The organism is Kribbella pittospori (assembly GCF_004331465.1).
Taxonomy (GTDB): Bacteria; Actinomycetota; Actinomycetes; order Propionibacteriales; family Kribbellaceae; genus Kribbella; species Kribbella pittospori.
On record NZ_SJKB01000005.1, the window covers coordinates 501,128 to 518,801 of the forward strand.

The following is a 17,674-nucleotide window of genomic DNA, read 5'->3' on the forward strand; positions in this document are numbered from 1 at the left end:
GTCACTCCTCCAGCAGGTGGCCGAACAGGCGGACGGCCAGGTCCTCGGCTTCCCGCTGGTTGATGATCTGCCCGGGAACCTGCGGATGCGCGGCCGTCCAGGCCTCGGCTGCGGCGCGGGTCGCGAAGAAGTTGAGGTAGTCGCAACAGCAGTCGGCGGACGGCCCACCGCCTGGATCGGCGCCGATGAAGACGACCGCGCCAGCAGGATCCCAATGGGTGGAGCCAGTCCGGCGGACGACCGTGATGCCACTCCCATCGGTGGGGTCGGCGGACTGGATCACGGTGTCCTGCCCCAGCATCGGCGCGATGCCGAGCGCGTCGACCGCGCACATCGCGTACACGTCAACCTGGTCGGCGATCCGGACCCGATGCCTCGTTGGGGTGGCCGAGAACGGGTAGGCGACGGCGATCTTCCCCTCCGGGCTCAGGCGGATCGCGTCGAGCTCGTGCAATGCCTCCAGGGCCTTCGTCGTCCCACCGACGGGCGGAGCGCCGCTGGCCGCGAAGGCGCGAAGTACCTCGCGGTGGGCCGTTCGCGTGACGGCATCCAGCGGTACGGCGCGCCGCCGCCAGGTGCTGAGGATCTCGGTCGCCGGCCGACCCGACGCGTTGATTGCCTCGCGCAACTGCTTGGTCGACGGGACGGAGAGACGGCAGGCCAGGCTTGGTGTTGCCCCCGCCTCGAACGGGTTCTGGCCATCGACGAGCAGCGTCGGTGAGCCAGCCATGCCGAAGCGTTCCGCGTCCGCCGGCGACTCGATCGTCCGAGTGCTGATCGGAAGGTCGGTGACCTGAGCGAGACGCTCGAGCAGCGGCAGCAGATTCGGACAGTCCGCAACATGCAGAACCTCCATCCTCATCGCTCCGCCTCCGGTCCGAGCGCCTCCAGCAACGCACAGCTGCGGTCGTCGCGTGGCAAGTCGCACGTCGCGATCAGCCCAGCCAGCGAATCGTGCATTCGCTGGAGGTCCCGGATCCGCGCCGCCAGATCCAGGCGCCTGTGCTCAGCCAGCGCTCGCGCCGCGTCACACCCGACCGGACCGCCGGCGTCCAGGTCGAGCAACTCCTCGACCTCGTCCAGGCTGAAACCGAGCTCCTGGGCGCGCTTCACGAACCTCAGCAGCTCCACCGCCGAGGCAGGGTAGTCACGGTAGCCACCAGTCGTGCGGGGTGGCTCGTCGAGGAGCCCGCGGCGTTCGTAGTACCGCAGCGTCTCGGTGTTCACGCCGGCGTGTTCGGCCAGCTCTCCTGTCCGCATGCCTCCATCGTGAACCCCGGACCCAGGTCCGAGGTCAACCTCGTACGGCTGCTCCCTCAGGGCGTCTTCCTTCGCTCCGTCGAGCCGATGCTCACCTGGGCCTGACGCTTCACTCCGAACAGCACCGACACCCCAGGCAGGACCGACAGGACCCACGCGAGTCCGGCGGCCAGCACAAACGCGGTCGGCAGCAGTACGGCGTACTTCGTCCACAGGTTCGCGTCCCAGCCGACGACGTAGTACGCGACCGCGAGAATGATCGGCTGGTGCACGATGAAGAACGGCATCGCTGCCCGCGCGAGCGGTGTCGGCAGCGGCCGCTGAAACGCGGGCGCACGCATGCCCAACGCGAGCACTCCCGACAGCCAGCCCCACACGGCGAAGGTGATCAGCGTCGAGTACCAGACGTAGACCCACGAATAGCCCGGTTCCTCCCACCAGCCGTCGAGGAAGTCGATGATCCCGGTCGCCACCCCCAGCAGGAACGCGCCGAGACCGAGCACCAGTGCCGGTACGACGTCTCGTCGTACGGCGGCCATCAGCCGGTCGTCCGACATCACCAGACACCCGACCACGAAGAAGTCGAAGAAGAACACGAACTCACCCCAGCCGTGCTCCGGCCCAGGCGCCGCGAGCAACACCAAGTGCACCGGGACCAACGGCGCCGCCAGCAGCAGGATCCGTCCGCGCCGCTCGCACCGCCGCGCGATCCAGTCGACCATCCGCCGGCCCTGTGCCCCGCGCAACCAGAGGAACACCGGCAGACCGAGCAGCGCGAACTGCATCAGATAGATCAAGAACCACAGGTGATAGGTGTCCCGCAGCCACAACGGCGCGTGCCCACTCAGGTCACTGAAGAAGGTCTGCACATCCCCGAAGAACGACGCGTCGGACCGTCCCTTGTGGTGCTCCTCGATGAAGTACTGCGGCGGCGACAGCAGCACGTACGCGACCACGAACGGCACCAGCAGCCGCAGTACGCGCTCGCGCAGGAAGCCGCCCGCGGTCCGCCACCGCAGGGCCAGCCACGCACCCGCCCCGGACAGCATGAAGAAGAACGCCAGCCCCCACAGCCCGAGGAACGCGATCGCGATCGCGATCCCCTCGCTCGTCTGGGCGTTCTTCACATGCCAGTCGGCGTCGTCGAACGGCCGCAGCGTGTGGAACACGAACACCCCGAACACGGCCAGTACACGTAACCAATCCAGGAAGTACAGCCGCCCACCCTCGTCACCCATGCGCAAAGAATGGTGCCTGCGCCGGGCCACCGCCACCCGAATCCGGACCGTCGGTCCCGAAGTCCCGGGCCTTCCGGCCCTGCCGCCACGAGTACAGCCGCGGCTTCCATGGGAGCACCGCTGGGAGGGGAGTCCAATGACAGCCGACCGCGACCCTGGGGCGGCGGCGAGAGTCGCCGGGTGGTCAGGTTTTCGGCCGGCGCTTGGCGCGCTCGACGGCGTACACGGCGGCCTCGATCCGGCGCTCCATGCCGAGCTTGCGGAGCAGCCCGGACACGTAGTTCTTCACAGTCTTCTCGGCCAGCAGCATGCTCTGTGCGATCTGCCGGTTGGTCTTGCCCTCCGCGATCTCGTCGAGGATGCGACGCTCCTGATCGGTCAGCGACTGGTATCGCGGGTCGTCCTGCTCGTGCTCCGGGTTCCGCAGCCGCTCCAGTACGGCGCTGGTCATCGCGGGATCGAGCAGCGACTCCCCCGCGGCCAGGCGTCGTACCGCTCCCACCAGGTCCGTGCCACTCACCTGCTTGAGCAGGTAGCCGGCCGCACCCGCCATGATCGCGGTGAACAAGGCCTCGTCGTCCGAGAACGATGTCAGCATCAGGCAGGCCGGTGGATCCGGCATCGACGAACGGATCTCGCGGCACACGGTGATCCCGTCCCCGTCGGCGAGCCGGACGTCCAGTACGGCGACGTCCGGCTGCAGCGCCGGGATCCGCGCGGTCGCCTGGGCCGCCGTCGCTGCCTCCCCGACCACGTCGATATCCGGCTCGTTCTCCAGCAACTGGCGCAGACCGAGCCGGACGACCTCATGGTCGTCGAGCAGGAATACCTTGATCGCCATCGCGCCTCGCTTCCCCCCAGGCCGATCGTCACGCTCAGAGTAGACCCGCACCACCCCCGGAGGTCGTGATGCGAACCGTACGGCGCTGCGCCCCGGCCGGACCCGATCTGCTCGAGGACCGCGAGTGCCTGCGCCTGCTCCGGACCGTGCCGGTGGGCCGCGTCGTGTTCACCCGCGGCGGTCTGCCGGCGGTGCGGGTGGTGGGTTTCCGGGTCGATGACGACACCATCGTCTTCGTCGCGGACGACGAGGAGGAAGGGATCCGGTCCGCGTTGCGAGGCGACGTTGTTGCCTTCGAAGCGGACGCCCTGGATGCCGATCAGCACCAGGGCTGGACCGTGACAGCGGTCGGACACCTGTCCGTCGTACCTCTGGAAGAGGCGCTTGAACTGGAGCCTGCCGAACCGGGCCGGCAACTGATCCGGCTCGGGGTGGAATCACTGCGCGGCCGCCGACTCCTCGTGTAGGCGGTGTCCCGCCCTTACCGTGGGGCCGTGGGTGGGAAACCGAGCACGGCCTGGGATGACGGTGCGCTGGACCGCATCCTCGCTGCGGCGTGCGCTCTGGCCGGGGCCGGCTACGGTGTCCTGAAGGTGTTCGGCCCGGACGGAACCGGGATCGTCCATCGCAGCGTACTTGGCGATGCCTCGCCGGCCTGGCGCTCCATCGACGTCCCCATCCATGGCCGGGACGGAGTCGTGGGCAGCCTCTCGTTGAGTGGCGGGACCGAGTTCGGCCCGGACGACGAGAGGGCCGTGAAGACGAGCGCACTTGCTGCCGGCGTGGTGATCGACAACGTCTGGTGGCACGCCGACACCGAGCGGCGCCGCCGCTGGTACGAGGTGACGGCCGAGATCACGCAGCTGATGCTCAGCGCCTTCGAGCCGCAAGAGGCGCTCCAGCTCATCGCCCGGCGAGCGCGCGAGGTCTCCGGCTCCCTGCTCGGTGTGGTGATGCTGTCCGCCGAGGACGAACTGATCATCGAGGCGGTCGACGGTCCGGACAGGTTCAAGCGGTACGTCGGCCGCCCAGTCGTTCTTCCGATGATGTACGACGTGATGCGCGGTGATCGCCAGGTGCTGATCGAGGACATCGTCGACGTCGCGAAGAGGAGCGGACGGATCGACGAGATCCCCGAGGTCCGATCACTGGGACGGACCGTACTGGCACCGCTGCCCTCCGGAACGCATGTGACCGGCGGACTGTTGCTGGTGGCCGCCGAGCGAGGCGCCGTACTCGAGGTCAGCGAAGGGACCGACCTGGTCCGGATGTTCGCCAGTCAGGCGACCCTCGCCCTGGACCGGGCGCAGGCTCAGCGCGACCAGTCGATGATCGCGGTGCTGTCGGACCGCGATCGGATCGCCCGGGACCTGCACGATCTGGTCATCCAACGTTTGTTCGCCACCGGCCTGCAGTTGCAGGGCATGCAGTCGATGGTGCAGCCCGAGGGGCGGGAACGGATCACCCGGGCGGTCGAGGACATCGATGCGACCATCCGGGACCTGCGGGCCGCGATCTTCGAGCTCCATCATCAGCCGCGCCGGCGGTCGCTGCGGGCCGACGTTCAAACGCTTGTCGCGGAGTACGCCGGTCCGCTCGGCTTCCGGCCGGTGCTGACGTGTGCCGGACCGCTCGACCTCGCCGTACCGGCGCTGGTCCGGCCACAGATCCTGGCCGCGATCCGCGAGTCGCTGTCGAACGTCGTGCGGCATGCCCGGGCCTCGGCCGTGTCGGTCGAGGTGATGGTTGCCGAAGGCGAGGTCGTGACGCGGGTCAGCGACGACGGCGTCGGGTTCACTCCCGGAGAGCGGCAGAGCGGGCTGCGCAATCTGCGCGAACGGGCCGAAGCCCTGGGCGGCGCCGTCCGGCTCGAGAGGAGACGGCCGCACGGCACCATCCTCGAACTCCGCGCCCCGCTGAACTGAGTTCGGTCGGCCGGTGCCGTGCGGCCGATGAGGCCAGGCCGCACGACACGCGGTGCTGGGGACACGCTCCTCCACGCAGCCCCAGCGATGCGGGAATCGACCCCTGACGACTCCCCCGAAAACCCAGCCGTCCCACCTGAGCGATTCCCTTTTCGCCCCCCGGGAGAGAAGCCGTCCCCACCCATCGGCTCCTACCCCGGCGGATCAGGTGCCCTCCCCCTGCGACTCCTGCCCCGGTCTGGTGCGAATGGAAGGAGGCCGGGACTCGCGATGCAGTGCCCGCGGTGGCTGTTCTGGATCGGCCGGGCACCGCATTCGCCGGCCTCCCTCGCCCTTCTATTCCAGCCCTCGGTCACTGTGCGGATCAGGGCCAAAGGTCCCAAATCCCCCGCCACACGGCCCGCAGGAGGCCGGCGTACGACGATCTCCGGTCCTGCGTGGGACGCTGAGACATGCGGATCGTCATCGCGCTCGGGGGGAATGCGTTACTGCAGCGGGGCGAACGGCCCGATGCCGAGATCCAGATCGCCCGGCTGGCCGCCACAGCGCCGTCGCTGGCTGCGATCGCGGCCGAACACGACGTGATCATTGTCCATGGCAACGGCCCGCAGGTCGGCCTGCTGGCATTGGAGAGTACGGCGGACACCGGGCTGTCGAGGCCCTACCCACTCAGCGATCTGGTCGCCGAGACGCAGGGCGTGATCGGGTACTGGATCCAGCAAGCGCTGAGCAACGCCGGGCTCACCCGCCCGGCCGTCACGCTCGTCACCCAGACCGTCGTCGACGCGGACGATCCGGCCTTCGGCATCCCGACGAAGTACGTCGGCAGCGGCTACACCGAGGACGACGCGCGGAAGCTTGCCCTGACCAACGGATGGTCGATCCGCCAGGACGGCTCCGAGTGGCGTCGCGTGGTCCCGTCGCCGGTGCCGCGACGGGTGGTCGAGCTCGACGCGGCCGAGATCCTGCTGCGCAGCGGTGTCACCGTGATCCTCGGAGGCGGTGGCGGCGTACCTGTGGTCGAGGATGCCGGCCGCCTTCGCGGCGTCGAGGCTGTTGTCGACAAGGACCTCACCGCGGCCCTGATCGCGACCGAGGTGCGGGCGGACCTGTTCGTGATGCTCACCGACGTGGACGCGGTCTTCCTCGACTACGGCACGCCGGCCCAACGACCGTTGCACGACGTCACTACCGCGGATCTCGCGGCCATCACCTTCTCAGCGGGATCGATGGGTCCCAAGGTCGCGGCCGCCCGGCGCTTCGCGGAGGGGACGAAGGGCCGGGCGGCCATCGGGTCACTCGACGACGCCACTGCGGTCATCGCGGGCACTGCCGGGACCCAGATCGCGCTCTGACCGGATCAGGCTGCGCGACCGGCCTTGAGCGCCGCCGCCGTCTCGACGGCGCGACGCGCCTGGTACCGCGCCGCCTCGAGGTGGATGTCGTCGACCGGGCCGTCGCCGGTGACGTGCGACGTGCCGTAGGGGTTGCCGGTCTTGTACTGGATCTCGTCGGTGTAGCCGGGCGGCACGATGATTCCGCCCCAGTGGTAGAAGACGTTCGACAGCGAGAGGATCGTCGACTCCTGCCCACCGTGCTTGGTGCCGCTCGCGGTGAACACGGAGTACACCTTGTCGGCCAACTGGTTGGCGACCCACAGCGGTCCGGTGCTGTCGATGAACGCCTTGAGCTGGGCGGACGGCGTACCGAAGCGGGTCGGCGTGCCGAACAGCACCACGTCAGCCCAGGCGATGTCGTCCAGCACTGCCTCGGGTACGTCGGCGGTGGCGTCCAGGTGCTCACGCCACTCGGGTCTGGAGTCGACCGCCTCCGGCGGCGCGTTCTCTCTGACCTTGCGGAACCGGATCACGGCGCCGGCCTTCTCCGCGCCTTCGAACGCGGCCTGGGCGAGCGTGTGCACAGTGCCGGTGGCGCTGTAGTAGATGATCGCGGCCTTCACGGGTTCCATCGGAAACTTGGTCCTTCCAGTGATTCAGGGTTCGAGGTCCAGCAGGGCTTTGCCGGTCGGGAAGTCGACCGGCACCGACACCTGGTCGTGCACGATCAGCCAGGCGCCGTCGAGCTTGCGGAAACAGGCCGTCCAGCGCACCCAGTAGTCGGTCGAAGCGCCGTTGCGCAACGTGCCGCTGATGTGGTTCAGGCTGTAGACGACGGCCAGATCGCCGCTGACCAGCACGGTCAGGTCCCGCACCTCGTAGCTTGGTGGCTGCTGGTACGCCGCGAAGACGTTGACCCAGTTCTGCCACTTCTTCTCGGCGCCCAGGTGCCGCAGCGGCGGTTCGATGTCGAACGAGACGAGATTCGGCGCGAACATCGTCTTGAGGCCGTCGAGGTCACCTGCCTGGACCGACGCGACCAACGTGTCGATCCGTTGCCGGATGTCTACTTCGTCTACCGCGTTCTGTGTGGTCATGATCGGTACGACGAGACAGCCCTCCGAACTGTGAGCTCACACTTCGGAGACCTGCCTCGTCGGACACAGTGAAGGCAGCAGACGTCGAAGGGAGCATCATGACCGGGTCGGATCCGAGCCTCAGCGCGATCATGAGCGAGCGGCGGCAGCTGATCAACCTCGCCTACCGGCTGCTGGGCTCACTGGCTGACGCGGAAGACGTCGTCCAGGACACCTACGCCCGGTGGTACGCGATGTCCGGCGAGGAGCAGGACGCGATCGACAACCCGGCCGCCTGGCTGACCAAGGTCGCCAGCCGCATCTGCCTCGACCTGCTCCGGTCGGCCCGCGCCCGGCGTGAGCGGTACGTCGGCGAGTGGGTTCCGGAGCCGGTGCCCGACCAGGCCGAGTGGCTCGGCGATCAGCCGGGCGGCGACCCGGCGGACCGCGTCACGCTGGACGAGTCCGTCAACATGGCGTTCCTGGTCGTGCTGGACGCGATGACCCCGGCCGAGCGGGTCGCGTTCATCCTGCACGACGTCTTCCGCTACCCGTTCCCCGAGGTGGCCGAGATCGTCGGCCGCACACCTGCGGCCTGCCGCCAGCTGGCCTCATCGGCGCGCAGGCGGATCAGTACGGCGCAGCGGCCGCCGGCACCCACCAAGCAACAGGCCGAGATCGTCCGCGACTTCAAGGCAGCGTGGGCGGCGAAGGACATCCAGACCCTGATCACGCTGCTCGACCCGGACGTGGTCGCGATCGGCGACGGCGGCGGCGTGGTCACGGCAGCTCCGCACCCGGTGCACGGTGGCACGCAGGTCGCGCAGTACTTCGCCGATCTGGTCGACCGCGGGTGGGGGCTCGTCGTCCTGGAGCGCACCGTCAACGGTCAGCCCGGGCTGGTCATCCAGCGCGAGGGCGTCACCGAGACCGTCATCGCGTTCGACATCGCCGACGACCGCATCAAGCACATCTGGGCGGTCCGCAACCCGGAGAAGCTCCGCCCCTGGACGACCTGACGGAGGTTGGCTAGCGAGCCAAAGGCACGACGGTGTAGCCGCGGGCCCGGATCGCGGCGAAGCTCTGCTCCCGGACCTCGGCCGAACCGAAGCGCGCCACCACCCGCTTGGTCTCGAGGTCGAACTCCGGCGGCGCGACCCCGAACTCGCCGACCGCCTCGGTGATGGTCCGGATGCAGTGCTGACACGTCATGTCCGGCACCTCGAACACCTCGCCCTGGCCGTCCGCGCTGCTGGTCTCCTCCGCGTCCTCGACGTCGACCGTCACGACCTTCAGCAGCCGCGTGAACGCGTCGACGAACGAGTTCGCGACCTGGGTCACCAGACTCACCCGCCGACCGTCGACGGAATGTGGGGCGTGCGCGAGGCATCGCGGTTGCTCACCGGATCCGAGTACGACGTACTGCGCCGCGCTCGGATCGCTGTCGTCGGAGGCCCGGGCCGCCTCGATGCGGGTCTCCTTCATCTCCCGCAGCGCGGCGACAGAGTCGGCCGAGTAGGTCATGCGGCCACCGAAGCAGACCAGCTGCACCGGGATCAGGCCGCGCCGGTACGTCGAGGCCTGCAGTCCCCAGTGCCAAGTCCCGGCGACGGTGTTGAAGATCCCGCTGTCCCGCAAGGCCTCCGCGAACCCGGCCGGCTCGTCGTACGGCGTCGTACCCGCGAGGTAGGCGTGCTGGGTGAGAACCCGCGCGGCGGCGTCGACCCCGGTCCGCAGGATCTCGGCCGGCACCTTGTCCGTGGTGACCTGAGCCAGCAGGTCGGCCTGCACCGGGTCGACGGCGTCGGCTCGCTCTGCCAGCCGGGAGTCCGCCCGCAACCTCGCCCACAGCACCAGGGTTGCTTCCCGCGCAACAATCGGGACTGTCGGACCGAGTGATCCACTGTGGGCGACGTTCGTCACGCCCTCGCTGTCGACCCACGTCACCCGATGTGAGGCACTCGTGACCAGTTTCGGTGGGCACGGCCACAACCTGCTCCGGACGAACTCGGCCTGGTCGGTGCTAAAGGCAACCGACTCCAGCGTGCAGGTGAGCCGGTAGGGCGCCGACAGGACCGGCACTGGTTCGTCGAGGACGTCGTACGCGAGTTCGGTCAGCAACCGCGCGACCGCACTGCGTCCGGCAAGGGCTGGTTCATCGATCACCACAGAGCTCCTCGCCTCGACGGCACGGGCTCTTCCGATGCTAGGAACCAGTCACGCTCCGGCGTCGTGGCAAACGGCGTGTCGCCGCACGATTCACGACCGTCTGCGACGTCCGGATTACCCAGCAAACAACTGACTCCCTTGAAAACAAGGCACTTCGGGGCACACGGCAACTGTGACAGCGCGGGCAGTGATAGTTGCCCACATTCCTTGGTTTCCTGGCCGGGTCGTAGGCATGATGGGCCGGGCGGTGGCTTCGCTACTCGTCATGGGGGGAATACATGTCTGTCCGTCACACCATGCATGCTGCGGTCAACAGGACTCTTCGGCCCGTGGGCTTCCAACTGGTCCGCGGCCACAGCGCCGATCCGGCGATCAGTGCGTTCCTGCCGGCCAAGCGCGTCGTCAAGCAGGCGAACCAGGCCGGCCAGTCGGTCGGTGACTTCCTCGACAGCTACAGCGCCGAGCCCGGCTCCACCCAGGAGACGGTCGACGCCCTGCTCGAGCTCAGTGGTCTCACGACCGCGGAGCGCGTCTGCGAGATCGGCCCCGGCTCGGGCCGCTACTCGACCAGGATCCTGTCGGCGCTCCGGCCGAGCTCGTACGAGGTTTACGAGACCGCTCCGGACTGGATCGCCTATCTTCGCCAGGAGCTGCCGAGTCTCGTGTTCCAACCGACCGACGGCAAATCCCTGCGGTCAACGCCCTCGGCCTCGGTCGACCTCGTGCACACGCACAAACTTCTCGGTTACATCCCGTTCGTGACCGCACTCGGCTACCTCGACGAGATGGCCCGGGTGGTCCGCTCCGGCGGCACGGTCGCGTTCGACATGATCACCGACGACTGCCTCGACGACTCGACGACCAAGGTTTGGCTGACCGAGCCGGACCGGATGACCATCTACTCGGTTGCCCCGCGAGCCTGGCTGGCCGGCTTCATGGCCCAGCGCGACCTCGCCCTCGTCGGCAGCCGCTTCGTGCCACTCAGCGGCGGCCGCACGGAACTCCTGGTCTTCCGCCGCAACTGACCAATCCCGGGTGTCGTATCCCGGCCCGCACCGATCGTCTCCTGAGTGAAACCCACTCACGACCAGGGAGACGACCATGAAACCGACCGTGAACATCCTGGACATCGCGGTGTCCGATCTGGGCGCGGCCATCGAGTTCTACAAGCGGCTCGGACTCGACTTCGTCCGGGACCAGTACATGCCCGACGACCACGCCGGCTGCGACCTGCCGAACGGCGTACACCTGATGCTCGACACCGACGAGCTGCGCGCCAAGACCACCGCGCGCTGGACGCCGCCGAGCCAAGGCCGCACGTTCCTGGCGTTCGGGTTCGAGACGGTTGCTGAGGTCGACGCGGCGTACGCCGAGCTGACCGCGGACGGGGTCACCGGGCTTCAGGAGCCGTACGACGCGCCGTGGGGCATGCGGTACGCCACGGTCACCGACCCGTCCGGGAACGGCATCGACCTGTACGCCAACCTCCCGGCGAGCTGACCCGCGACCGGCCAGACTGATCCCAGGAGGTGGTGCAGTGAAGTACGTGCTCATGTTCGTCGACACCGAGGAGTTCACCAAGGAGGTCGAGGCGATGAGCCCGGCCGAGCTGGAGGCGGCGTACGGGCGGGTGAACCAGTGGTTCATCGACAACGCGGACCGGATCAGCGCGCGGACCGGCAAGTTGCAGGGTGCGGCGACCGCGACCACGGTCCGGCTGGACGGGCCGGAGCCGGTGACGACCGACGGACCGTTCATCGAGGGCAAGGAAGTGATCTCGGGCGTGATCGAGATCGACGTCGCGGACCTGGACGAGGCCCTGCGGATGGTGAAGACCTGGCCGGCCTGCCCGGTGATCGAGATCCGCCCCGTGGAGTCATGACCGATCTCGCAACCGCTGATGAGCTGGCCCGGGTGGTGCGTGAGCACGCGGGCCGGCTCGCGGCGTCGCTGATGTCGCTGCTCGGCGACTTCTCCGCCGCCGAGGATCTCGTCCAGGATGCTGTCGAGAGCGCGCTGCGGCGGTGGCCCGAGGAGGGCATCCCGGACCGGCCCGACGGATGGCTGTTCACCGTGGCCCGGCGACGCGGCCTCGACGTACTGCGGCGGCAGGAGAACTACCGGACCAAGCTGGCGCAGTTGCAGTGGCCTGTGCGGCCGGAGCCGGACGACCGGCTGCGGCTCATCTTCACGTGCTGCCACCCTGCATTGGCCAGGGAGGCTCAGATTGCGCTCACTCTGCGGGTTGTCTGCGGTCTGACGACGGCGCAGATCGCCGCGGCGTTCGTCGTACCGGAAACCACCGTGGCGCAGCGGATCACCCGGGCGAAGCGGAAGATCGCGGACGCCGGGATCCCGTACCGCATTCCCCGCGACGACGAGCTCGGTGAACGGCTGAGCGAAGTACTGACTGTCATCTACCTGCTCTTCAACGAGGGCTATCTGTCCAGCACCGCCGAGAAAGCGCATTCGCGTGACCTCGTCGACGACGCGGAGTGGCTGACCGCACTACTCGCCGGGCTCCTGCCGAACGAGCCTGAAGTGACTGGGCTGCTTGTCCTGATCCGGCTCCACCGCGCTCGGGTCGCCGCGCGATTCACTGCTGATGGTCAGATCGTCCTGCTGCAAGACCAGGACCGGACGCGGTGGGACCACGCTGCGATTGCCGACGCCACCGCCCTGCTGCTACGGACCGCGCGCAGGCACCACTCCCCAGGGCCGTATCAGCTCCAGGCCGCCATCGCCGCCTGCCACTGCGAGGCGACCACGTGGGCCGAGACCGACTGGGAGCAGATCCTCGTTCTCTACAACATGCTGCTTCGTCTGCAGCCGAACGCCGTCACCCGTCTGCATCGCTCAGTCGCCGTGCGGTACGTCGAAGGCGTGGAGCCGGCGTTGGCGGAGCTCGAGGAGCTGGAGGGCGCGCTCGGCAAGTACGCCCTGTTCCACGCCACCCGCGCCGAACTGCTTCGTGCGGCGGGACGCCCGTCCGAGGCTCATGACGCCGATCAGCAGGCCGTCGTGTTCACCGCCAACCCGGCGCAACTGAATCTTCTCCACGACCGCCTGAGCTCCTGACAGCCTGTCGTCAGTCCGCGTCGGTCCGCCGGACGATCGTCGGGTCGCGCCGCCCTCGGCCGACGTCGATTCCTTTGTTCTGCATTCGCAACCCGATCGACATCGCCCGTACACCGGTCGCGCCGAAGAAGCCGAGTTTGTACGACTCCCCCGGCGCCCCGGCTTCCCAGTACGGGACGTTCAGTTCGCCGTACTTGATGTAGTAGACCTCCGGCTCGGCGCCGGCCGCTATCCGCGCCGCGTCCTGGGCACAGGCCGGCACCTTCCGCGTGCCGCGCCCCGGTGGCGTCCACAGGACGTCGCCCGCCGACGGTCCGTGCCGTGGATCGAAGAAGCACGGCACCCGCCGCTCTGGCACTGGCTGGCCGGCGAGCCTGGCCTGCACACACGCCAGCGCGTAGCGCCCGTCGGTCAGGGTGTCGACGATCGCGCTGATCCCTTCCGGAGCAGCGATTCGCGGCGCCGCGGTCTTGGCCTTCTCGTACGCGTCGAGCGCGTTCTGATAGTCGTGATGCGCCGCGTCGTCCAGCTTGGTGCCGTCGAGCGTCGTCCCGAACCGTGTCAACTGCTCGCCGAAGTGGGTAACGTCGTCCTCGGCGAGTTGCCGTACCCGCTCCACCTCGAGCGCCCGCCCGGCCCGCGCCACCCGCCGCGCGCGAAAGTACGCCATCGCACCGGCCAGCCCGCCGATGGCGATCAAGGCGACGATCCACTCCATCTACCGATGATAGGACGCAGGCCCCGACAGCCACCGCGCTCAACTGGTGGACGGCGCGGAACTTCCGGGGGTGGTCGGCAGTTGAGTGAATGGGCGTTTACCGGTGGTGAGACGAGGAGACTCATGGCAAGGCGTGTCGAGCAGAAGGCTCGGGCTCGGGAGAGGATCGCAGCGCAGCAGGCTGCCCAGGCGCGGGCCGAGCGGCGCCGGCGGGTGCTGTTCGCGGCGGGTGCGGTGGCGGTTGTGGTCATCGTGGTCGCCGGTCTGGTGATCATCCGGCTGGCCGGCGGCGGGAAGGACAACACCGCGACCGGGCCGTCCGGTGCCGCCGACTCGCAGATCATGACCGCGCTGTCGTCCGTCCCGGACTCGACGTTCACCGAGGTCGGCACCGGCGCCGTGCAGGGCGGTCCGGCGGCGATCACCGCCCCGGCGCTGACCGCGGGCGGGAAGCCGAAGGTGCTCTACATCGGCGCCGAGTACTGCCCGTTCTGCGCCGCCGAGCGCTGGCCCGTCACGGTCGCGCTCTCCCGGTTCGGGACTTTCAGCAACCTCGGTACGACGCACTCGTCGGCCAGTGACGTCTTCCCGAACACCCCGACCCTGTCGTTCCACGGAGCGACGTACACGAGTCAGTACCTGACCTTCACCGGTGTCGAGACGACCACGAACCAGCAGGTCAACGGGCAGTACGCCCCGCTGGACACGCCGACGGCCGAGGACCAGAAGACGTTCGACACCTACAACGCGCCGCCGTACGTGAAGGAAGGCGGCTCGATCCCGTTCGTCGATCTCGGCGGGAAGTTCGTCGCCTCGGGAGCGTCGTACAGCCCGGACATCCTGGCCGGGAAGACGCAGGCCGAGGTCGCGGCCGCGCTGAAGGACCCGTCCAGCCCGATCGCGAAGGCGATCGTCGGTTCGTCCAACCTGTACACCGCCGCGCTCTGCCAGGTCACCGGCAACCAGCCCTCGAACGTCTGCACGAGTGCCGCGGTCACCGCGGCGGCCGGCAAGCTCGGGAAGAGCTGAGACGTGAGCAAGACTGCGGGGACGGAGCAACAATCCGAGCAGGTCACACCGCTGGGATGGTTGCCCTGGACCACCTTGGGACTGTCGATCGCCGGCGTCGCGGTCGCGGCGTACCTGACCTATGAGCACTTCACCGCCGGGTCGACGCTCGCCTGCCCGGAGACCGGCGTGGTCAATTGCGTGAAGGTCACGTCGAGCGAGTACTCGGCTGTCTTCGGCATCCCGGTCGCGCTGCTCGGGCTCGGCTTCTTCGTTGCGATGACCGTGTTGTGCCTTCCTTCGGTGTGGCGCGCTTCGTCTGCGTGGCCCGGCCGGGTGCGCTTGGCCGCGGTCGTGGTCGGGGTGCTGTTCGTCTTCTACCTGGTCTGGGCGGAGCTCTTCCAGATCGACGCGATCTGCCTGTGGTGCACCGTCGTCCATGTGCTGACCCTCGTGCTGTTCGGGCTGGTCGTCGTACGGGAGGCGCTGGCACCGACGAGCGCCTGAGCCGCGCTGTCTAGGTTCGCCCGGAGCCGGGTACCGGGCGCTCATGCGATGGTTTCGGCTTCGGGCGCTGCTGACGGTCAATCTGGTGCTGTTCTTCGTGTTCCTGATCGGTCTCGTTCTCACCGGTCACGCGCAGGACAACGCTGAGCTCACCGACCACGGGCAGCCGACCCAGACGCTCGGCCAGTACGTCGGTTCGTCGTCGTTCGGCGAAGCCGTTTTCGAGAACTGGGAGTCCGAATTCCTCCAGATGGGCATGTACGTCCTGCTCACCGCCTACCTGGTGCAGAAGGGCTCCGCTGAGTCCCGCCCGATCGGCGAGACCACACCGCAGGACGAGGACCCACGGGATCACCGCACCGATCGTGGGGCACCTTGGCCGGTACGGCACGGTCCGCCGGTGGTGCTGAAGCTGTACGAGAACTCTCTCGCCATCGCGTTCGGACTGGTGTTCCTGCTGTCGTTCTGGCTGCACGCAGTCACCGGTGCCAGGTCGTACAGCCAGGAGCAGCAGTTGCACGGCGGTACGGCGGTGACGACGTGGGGGTACTTGCAGACGTCGCAGTTCTGGTACGAATCGTTCCAGAACTGGCAGAGCGAGTTCCTCGCCGTGGCGGCCATCGTCGGTGGGTCCATCTACCTGCGCCAGCGCCGCTCGGCCCAGTCGAAGCCGGTGCACGCGCCGCACTCGGCCACGGGAGCCTGACGTGAACGACTTCACCGGCGCGGCCCAGTGGGTTCCGCACGACGGCGGGATGCGGAAGGTCACGGCGACGCTCCCGGACTGCCGCGGCTGCGACCTGTACGAGTACGCCGACCAGGTCGTGCCGGGCGAAGGGCGGGTCCGCGCCCGGATGATGCTGATCGGTGAACAACCCGGTGACGTGGAGGACAAGGAAGGGCACGTCTTCGTCGGACCTGCCGGCCGGCTGCTGGACAAGGCGCTGGTGGAGGCAGGGATCGAGCGCTCCGAGGTGTTCCTGACCAACGCGGTCAAGCACTTCCGGTTCGAACGCCAGGGCAAGCGCCGGATCCACAAGACCCCGTCGGCCGGTCAGATCGTTGCCTGCCGCCCCTGGTTGGACCGCGAGCTGGAGATCGTGAAACCCGGCCTCGTCGTGATCCTCGGCGCCGTCGCCGCCCGCGCCCTCCTCGGCCCCGGCTTCAAAGTCACCGAACACCGCGGCCGGTCCGTTGAGCTCCCCGACGGCCGGGCGGCTCTCGCGACCGTTCACCCGTCCGCCGTCGTGCGGTCCCAGGAGTACCGCCGCGACTTCGCCCGCTTCGTCGACGACCTCCGCGCGGCCCGGGAGCTACTGCCATGAACACAACAGACTTCAGGCATCGGACAGTGGGCGTCGGCGGGTCCGCGCTACACCTCGTCGAGGCGGGCTCGCCGGGTGATCCACCGGTGGTGTTCCTGCACGGCTGGCCGCAGAGCTCGTGGGCCTGGCGCCATATCCTTCCCTTGGCCGCGGACGACGGAATGCATGCGATCGCCGTGGATCTTCCGGGGATCGGCGAGTCCACGGGTGACGCCACCAACGGATCCAAGGTCGCGCTCGCCCGGGTGATCCACGGGCTGATCGATGAACTCCGGTTGAACGATCCGGTCCTCGTCGGTCATGACGTCGGCGGCATGGCGACGTACGCCTATCTCTGTACGTACGACGGCCTGCGCGCCGCTGTGGTGATGGACGTGGCTGTGCCCGGGGTCGATCCGTGGGACCGGGTGGTCGCCAATCCGCAGATCTGGCACTTCGCGTTCCACCAGACACCCGACCTGCCGGAACTCCTTGTCTCCGGCAACCGTGCGGCGTACTTCGACTTCTTCTACGAGATCCTCACCGCGGACAGCTCCGCCATCACGTCGGACGACCGCGTGACCTACGCACGCGCCTACTGCACCGACGGCGCGCTGACCGCCGGCTTCAACTGGTACCGCACCTTCCCCCAGGACGCGGAACAACTGACCACACCCGGCGGCACGCCGCTGCTCTACCTCCGCGGCGACCACGAGTACGGCGAGCTTGACGACTATGCCGAGGGCTTCCACCGTGCCGGAGTCACGTCATTGACCACAGACCTGATCCCCGGCGCGGGCCATTTCGCCCCCGAAGAAGCACCCGAGGCCAGCTGGACGTGCATCGCCCGCCACCTCAAGTAGGTAGGTGGCGGGCGGGCGGACCGGGATTATCTGCCGACGGCCTTCGCGAGCTCGGCCTTGGTCATCTTCGAGCGGCCCTTGATGTTCTTGTTCTTGGCCTCGTTGTAGAGCTGTTCCTTGGTCCGGCCCTTCGAGCCGCTGTGCGAGCGGAGTCCACCGCGGCGGCCCGACGAGATGTCGTGGGTCGACGTACGGCTCTTCTCCTTGGCCTCGCCGGAGCGGGCGCGTTCCTTGTTCACGGTCCGCGCGGCGATTTCCTCCGCGGTGTCCTCACTGCGGCCACGCTTCTTCAGGCCGGCCTTGATGTGCTCGTACTGCCGTTCACGCTTCGCATTCGATCCTGCGGGCAC

At 68.4% G+C, this 17,674-nt stretch carries 22 protein-coding genes; 13 read left to right on the top strand and 9 right to left on the bottom strand.

The genetic code is table 11. From position 1 onward, the window contains the following. Position 1 precedes the first annotated feature (1 nt). The 4 genes from E0H73_RS19185 to E0H73_RS19200 all read right to left on the bottom strand — a co-directional run bounded on the left by E0H73_RS19185 (position 2) and on the right by E0H73_RS19200 (position 3,339). Entirely contained in the window at positions 2 to 856 is an 855-nt protein-coding gene (locus tag E0H73_RS19185; protein ID WP_238164089.1) for an alkylmercury lyase family protein, read from the bottom strand. A gap of 2 nt (positions 857 to 858) precedes the next feature. Then, positions 859 to 1,260 (bottom strand): MerR family transcriptional regulator, encoded by a 402-nt coding sequence (locus tag E0H73_RS19190; RefSeq protein ID WP_131357910.1) that lies wholly within the window; start codon positions 1,258 to 1,260, stop codon positions 859 to 861. A gap of 56 nt (positions 1,261 to 1,316) precedes the next feature. Continuing rightward, the gene (locus E0H73_RS19195) at positions 1,317 to 2,498 is read right to left on the bottom strand and encodes an acyltransferase family protein (protein ID WP_131357915.1); all 1,182 of its coding nucleotides are present in this window, start codon (positions 2,496 to 2,498) and stop codon (positions 1,317 to 1,319) included. Positions 2,499 to 2,682: 184 nt separating this feature from the next. Then, complete coding sequence (locus E0H73_RS19200; RefSeq protein WP_131357918.1) at positions 2,683 to 3,339, bottom strand: response regulator; 657 nt, start codon at positions 3,337 to 3,339, stop codon at positions 2,683 to 2,685. Between the two features lie 68 nt (positions 3,340 to 3,407). On the opposite strand from E0H73_RS19200, the gene E0H73_RS19205 reads away from it, so the two are divergent. The 3 genes from E0H73_RS19205 (at position 3,408) to E0H73_RS19215 (ending at position 6,619) form a co-directional block, all read left to right on the top strand. Then, a complete protein-coding gene (locus tag E0H73_RS19205) occupies positions 3,408 to 3,806 on the top strand; it encodes a pyridoxamine 5'-phosphate oxidase family protein (RefSeq protein WP_131357921.1) in 399 nt (132 codons plus the stop codon). A gap of 27 nt (positions 3,807 to 3,833) precedes the next feature. Then, on the top strand, positions 3,834 to 5,264 hold the full coding sequence (locus tag E0H73_RS19210) for a sensor histidine kinase (RefSeq protein WP_131357924.1): 1,431 nt from the start codon (positions 3,834 to 3,836) through the stop codon (positions 5,262 to 5,264). A gap of 452 nt (positions 5,265 to 5,716) precedes the next feature. Continuing rightward, a complete protein-coding gene (locus E0H73_RS19215; protein ID WP_131357927.1) occupies positions 5,717 to 6,619 on the top strand; it encodes a carbamate kinase in 903 nt (300 codons plus the stop codon). Positions 6,620 to 6,624: 5 nt separating this feature from the next. On the opposite strand, the gene wrbA is transcribed toward E0H73_RS19215, so the two are convergent. Together wrbA and E0H73_RS19225 are read right to left on the bottom strand one after the other, a co-directional pair. Next, on the bottom strand, positions 6,625 to 7,233 hold the full coding sequence (wrbA, locus tag E0H73_RS19220) for an NAD(P)H:quinone oxidoreductase (RefSeq protein ID WP_131357930.1): 609 nt from the start codon (positions 7,231 to 7,233) through the stop codon (positions 6,625 to 6,627). A gap of 24 nt (positions 7,234 to 7,257) precedes the next feature. Continuing rightward, positions 7,258 to 7,698: a YybH family protein gene (locus tag E0H73_RS19225; RefSeq protein WP_131357933.1), complete on the bottom strand. Its 441-nt coding sequence runs from the start codon at positions 7,696 to 7,698 to the stop codon at positions 7,258 to 7,260. Between the two features lie 98 nt (positions 7,699 to 7,796). On the opposite strand from E0H73_RS19225, the gene sigJ reads away from it, so the two are divergent. Continuing rightward, complete coding sequence (gene sigJ / locus E0H73_RS19230; RefSeq protein ID WP_131357936.1) at positions 7,797 to 8,696, top strand: RNA polymerase sigma factor SigJ; 900 nt, start codon at positions 7,797 to 7,799, stop codon at positions 8,694 to 8,696. A gap of 10 nt (positions 8,697 to 8,706) precedes the next feature. On the opposite strand, the gene E0H73_RS46605 is transcribed toward sigJ, so the two are convergent. Continuing rightward, positions 8,707 to 9,843, bottom strand: a complete 1,137-nt coding sequence (locus E0H73_RS46605; RefSeq protein ID WP_202867448.1) for a heavy-metal-associated domain-containing protein — start codon at positions 9,841 to 9,843, stop codon at positions 8,707 to 8,709. Positions 9,844 to 10,175: 332 nt separating this feature from the next. Here E0H73_RS46605 and E0H73_RS19240 point away from each other — a divergent pair, with 332 nt between their 5' ends. The 4 genes from E0H73_RS19240 (at position 10,176) to E0H73_RS19255 (ending at position 12,924) form a co-directional block, all read left to right on the top strand. After that, the gene (locus E0H73_RS19240) at positions 10,176 to 10,871 is read left to right on the top strand and encodes a class I SAM-dependent methyltransferase (RefSeq protein ID WP_238164090.1); all 696 of its coding nucleotides are present in this window, start codon (positions 10,176 to 10,178) and stop codon (positions 10,869 to 10,871) included. A gap of 76 nt (positions 10,872 to 10,947) precedes the next feature. Beyond that, positions 10,948 to 11,346, top strand: a complete 399-nt coding sequence (locus tag E0H73_RS19245; protein ID WP_131357942.1) for a VOC family protein — start codon at positions 10,948 to 10,950, stop codon at positions 11,344 to 11,346. 37 nt (positions 11,347 to 11,383) lie between these two features. Then, positions 11,384 to 11,728, top strand: a complete 345-nt coding sequence (locus tag E0H73_RS19250) for a YciI family protein (protein ID WP_131357945.1) — start codon at positions 11,384 to 11,386, stop codon at positions 11,726 to 11,728. Next, positions 11,725 to 12,924 carry an RNA polymerase sigma factor gene (locus tag E0H73_RS19255; RefSeq protein WP_131357948.1) on the top strand — a complete coding sequence of 400 codons (1,200 nt, stop codon included), beginning with the start codon at positions 11,725 to 11,727 and terminating at the stop codon, positions 12,922 to 12,924. Before E0H73_RS19250 ends, E0H73_RS19255 begins: the two co-directional genes overlap by 4 nt. 10 nt (positions 12,925 to 12,934) lie before the next feature. Here the strand turns inward: E0H73_RS19255 and E0H73_RS19260 are convergent, their stop codons facing one another. Further along, positions 12,935 to 13,642 carry a hypothetical protein gene (locus E0H73_RS19260; protein ID WP_131357951.1) on the bottom strand — a complete coding sequence of 236 codons (708 nt, stop codon included), beginning with the start codon at positions 13,640 to 13,642 and terminating at the stop codon, positions 12,935 to 12,937. 123 nt (positions 13,643 to 13,765) lie between these two features. On the opposite strand from E0H73_RS19260, the gene E0H73_RS19265 reads away from it, so the two are divergent. From E0H73_RS19265 to E0H73_RS19285, 5 genes are read left to right on the top strand one after another with little or no spacing between them, the layout of a single operon-like run. Then, positions 13,766 to 14,671: a DUF929 family protein gene (locus E0H73_RS19265; protein WP_165555742.1), complete on the top strand. Its 906-nt coding sequence runs from the start codon at positions 13,766 to 13,768 to the stop codon at positions 14,669 to 14,671. A 3-nt stretch (positions 14,672 to 14,674) separates the two neighbouring features. Continuing rightward, positions 14,675 to 15,157 carry a vitamin K epoxide reductase family protein gene (locus E0H73_RS19270; RefSeq protein WP_131357957.1) on the top strand — a complete coding sequence of 161 codons (483 nt, stop codon included), beginning with the start codon at positions 14,675 to 14,677 and terminating at the stop codon, positions 15,155 to 15,157. A gap of 43 nt (positions 15,158 to 15,200) precedes the next feature. Then, positions 15,201 to 15,863, top strand: a complete 663-nt coding sequence (locus E0H73_RS19275) for a DUF6766 family protein (RefSeq protein WP_131357960.1) — start codon at positions 15,201 to 15,203, stop codon at positions 15,861 to 15,863. A 1-nt stretch (position 15,864) separates the two neighbouring features. Then, positions 15,865 to 16,482 carry a UdgX family uracil-DNA binding protein gene (locus E0H73_RS19280; RefSeq protein ID WP_131357963.1) on the top strand — a complete coding sequence of 206 codons (618 nt, stop codon included), beginning with the start codon at positions 15,865 to 15,867 and terminating at the stop codon, positions 16,480 to 16,482. Further along, a complete protein-coding gene (locus E0H73_RS19285; RefSeq protein WP_131357967.1) occupies positions 16,479 to 17,324 on the top strand; it encodes an alpha/beta fold hydrolase in 846 nt (281 codons plus the stop codon). The genes E0H73_RS19280 and E0H73_RS19285 overlap by 4 nt, the downstream gene beginning before the upstream one ends. A 26-nt stretch (positions 17,325 to 17,350) precedes the next feature. Here E0H73_RS19285 and E0H73_RS19290 read toward each other — a convergent pair whose 3' ends face one another. Then, on the bottom strand, positions 17,351 to 17,674 hold the full coding sequence (locus E0H73_RS19290) for a plasmid stabilization protein (RefSeq protein WP_131357970.1): 324 nt from the start codon (positions 17,672 to 17,674) through the stop codon (positions 17,351 to 17,353).

What these genes read in the sequence shown, in the direction of transcription:
- E0H73_RS19260 (WP_131357951.1), bottom strand. Translation starts at nt 13,642, where the DNA reads ATGGAGTGGATCGTCGCCTTGATCGCCATCGGCGGGCTGGCCGGTGCG.
- wrbA (WP_131357930.1), bottom strand. Translation starts at nt 7,233, where the DNA reads ATGGAACCCGTGAAGGCCGCGATCATCTACTACAGCGCCACCGGCACT.
- E0H73_RS19265 (WP_165555742.1), top strand. Translation starts at nt 13,766, where the DNA reads ATGGCAAGGCGTGTCGAGCAGAAGGCTCGGGCTCGGGAGAGGATCGCA.
- E0H73_RS19195 (WP_131357915.1), bottom strand. Translation starts at nt 2,498, where the DNA reads ATGGGTGACGAGGGTGGGCGGCTGTACTTCCTGGATTGGTTACGTGTA.
- E0H73_RS19275 (WP_131357960.1), top strand. Translation starts at nt 15,201, where the DNA reads ATGCGATGGTTTCGGCTTCGGGCGCTGCTGACGGTCAATCTGGTGCTG.
- E0H73_RS19215 (WP_131357927.1), top strand. Translation starts at nt 5,717, where the DNA reads ATGCGGATCGTCATCGCGCTCGGGGGGAATGCGTTACTGCAGCGGGGC.
- E0H73_RS19190 (WP_131357910.1), bottom strand. Translation starts at nt 1,260, where the DNA reads ATGCGGACAGGAGAGCTGGCCGAACACGCCGGCGTGAACACCGAGACG.
- E0H73_RS19245 (WP_131357942.1), top strand. Translation starts at nt 10,948, where the DNA reads ATGAAACCGACCGTGAACATCCTGGACATCGCGGTGTCCGATCTGGGC.
- E0H73_RS19200 (WP_131357918.1), bottom strand. Translation starts at nt 3,339, where the DNA reads ATGGCGATCAAGGTATTCCTGCTCGACGACCATGAGGTCGTCCGGCTC.
- E0H73_RS19255 (WP_131357948.1), top strand. Translation starts at nt 11,725, where the DNA reads ATGACCGATCTCGCAACCGCTGATGAGCTGGCCCGGGTGGTGCGTGAG.
- E0H73_RS19225 (WP_131357933.1), bottom strand. Translation starts at nt 7,698, where the DNA reads ATGACCACACAGAACGCGGTAGACGAAGTAGACATCCGGCAACGGATC.
- E0H73_RS19185 (WP_238164089.1), bottom strand. Translation starts at nt 856, where the DNA reads ATGGAGGTTCTGCATGTTGCGGACTGTCCGAATCTGCTGCCGCTGCTC.
- E0H73_RS19205 (WP_131357921.1), top strand. Translation starts at nt 3,408, where the DNA reads ATGCGAACCGTACGGCGCTGCGCCCCGGCCGGACCCGATCTGCTCGAG.
- sigJ (WP_131357936.1), top strand. Translation starts at nt 7,797, where the DNA reads ATGACCGGGTCGGATCCGAGCCTCAGCGCGATCATGAGCGAGCGGCGG.
- E0H73_RS19285 (WP_131357967.1), top strand. Translation starts at nt 16,479, where the DNA reads ATGAACACAACAGACTTCAGGCATCGGACAGTGGGCGTCGGCGGGTCC.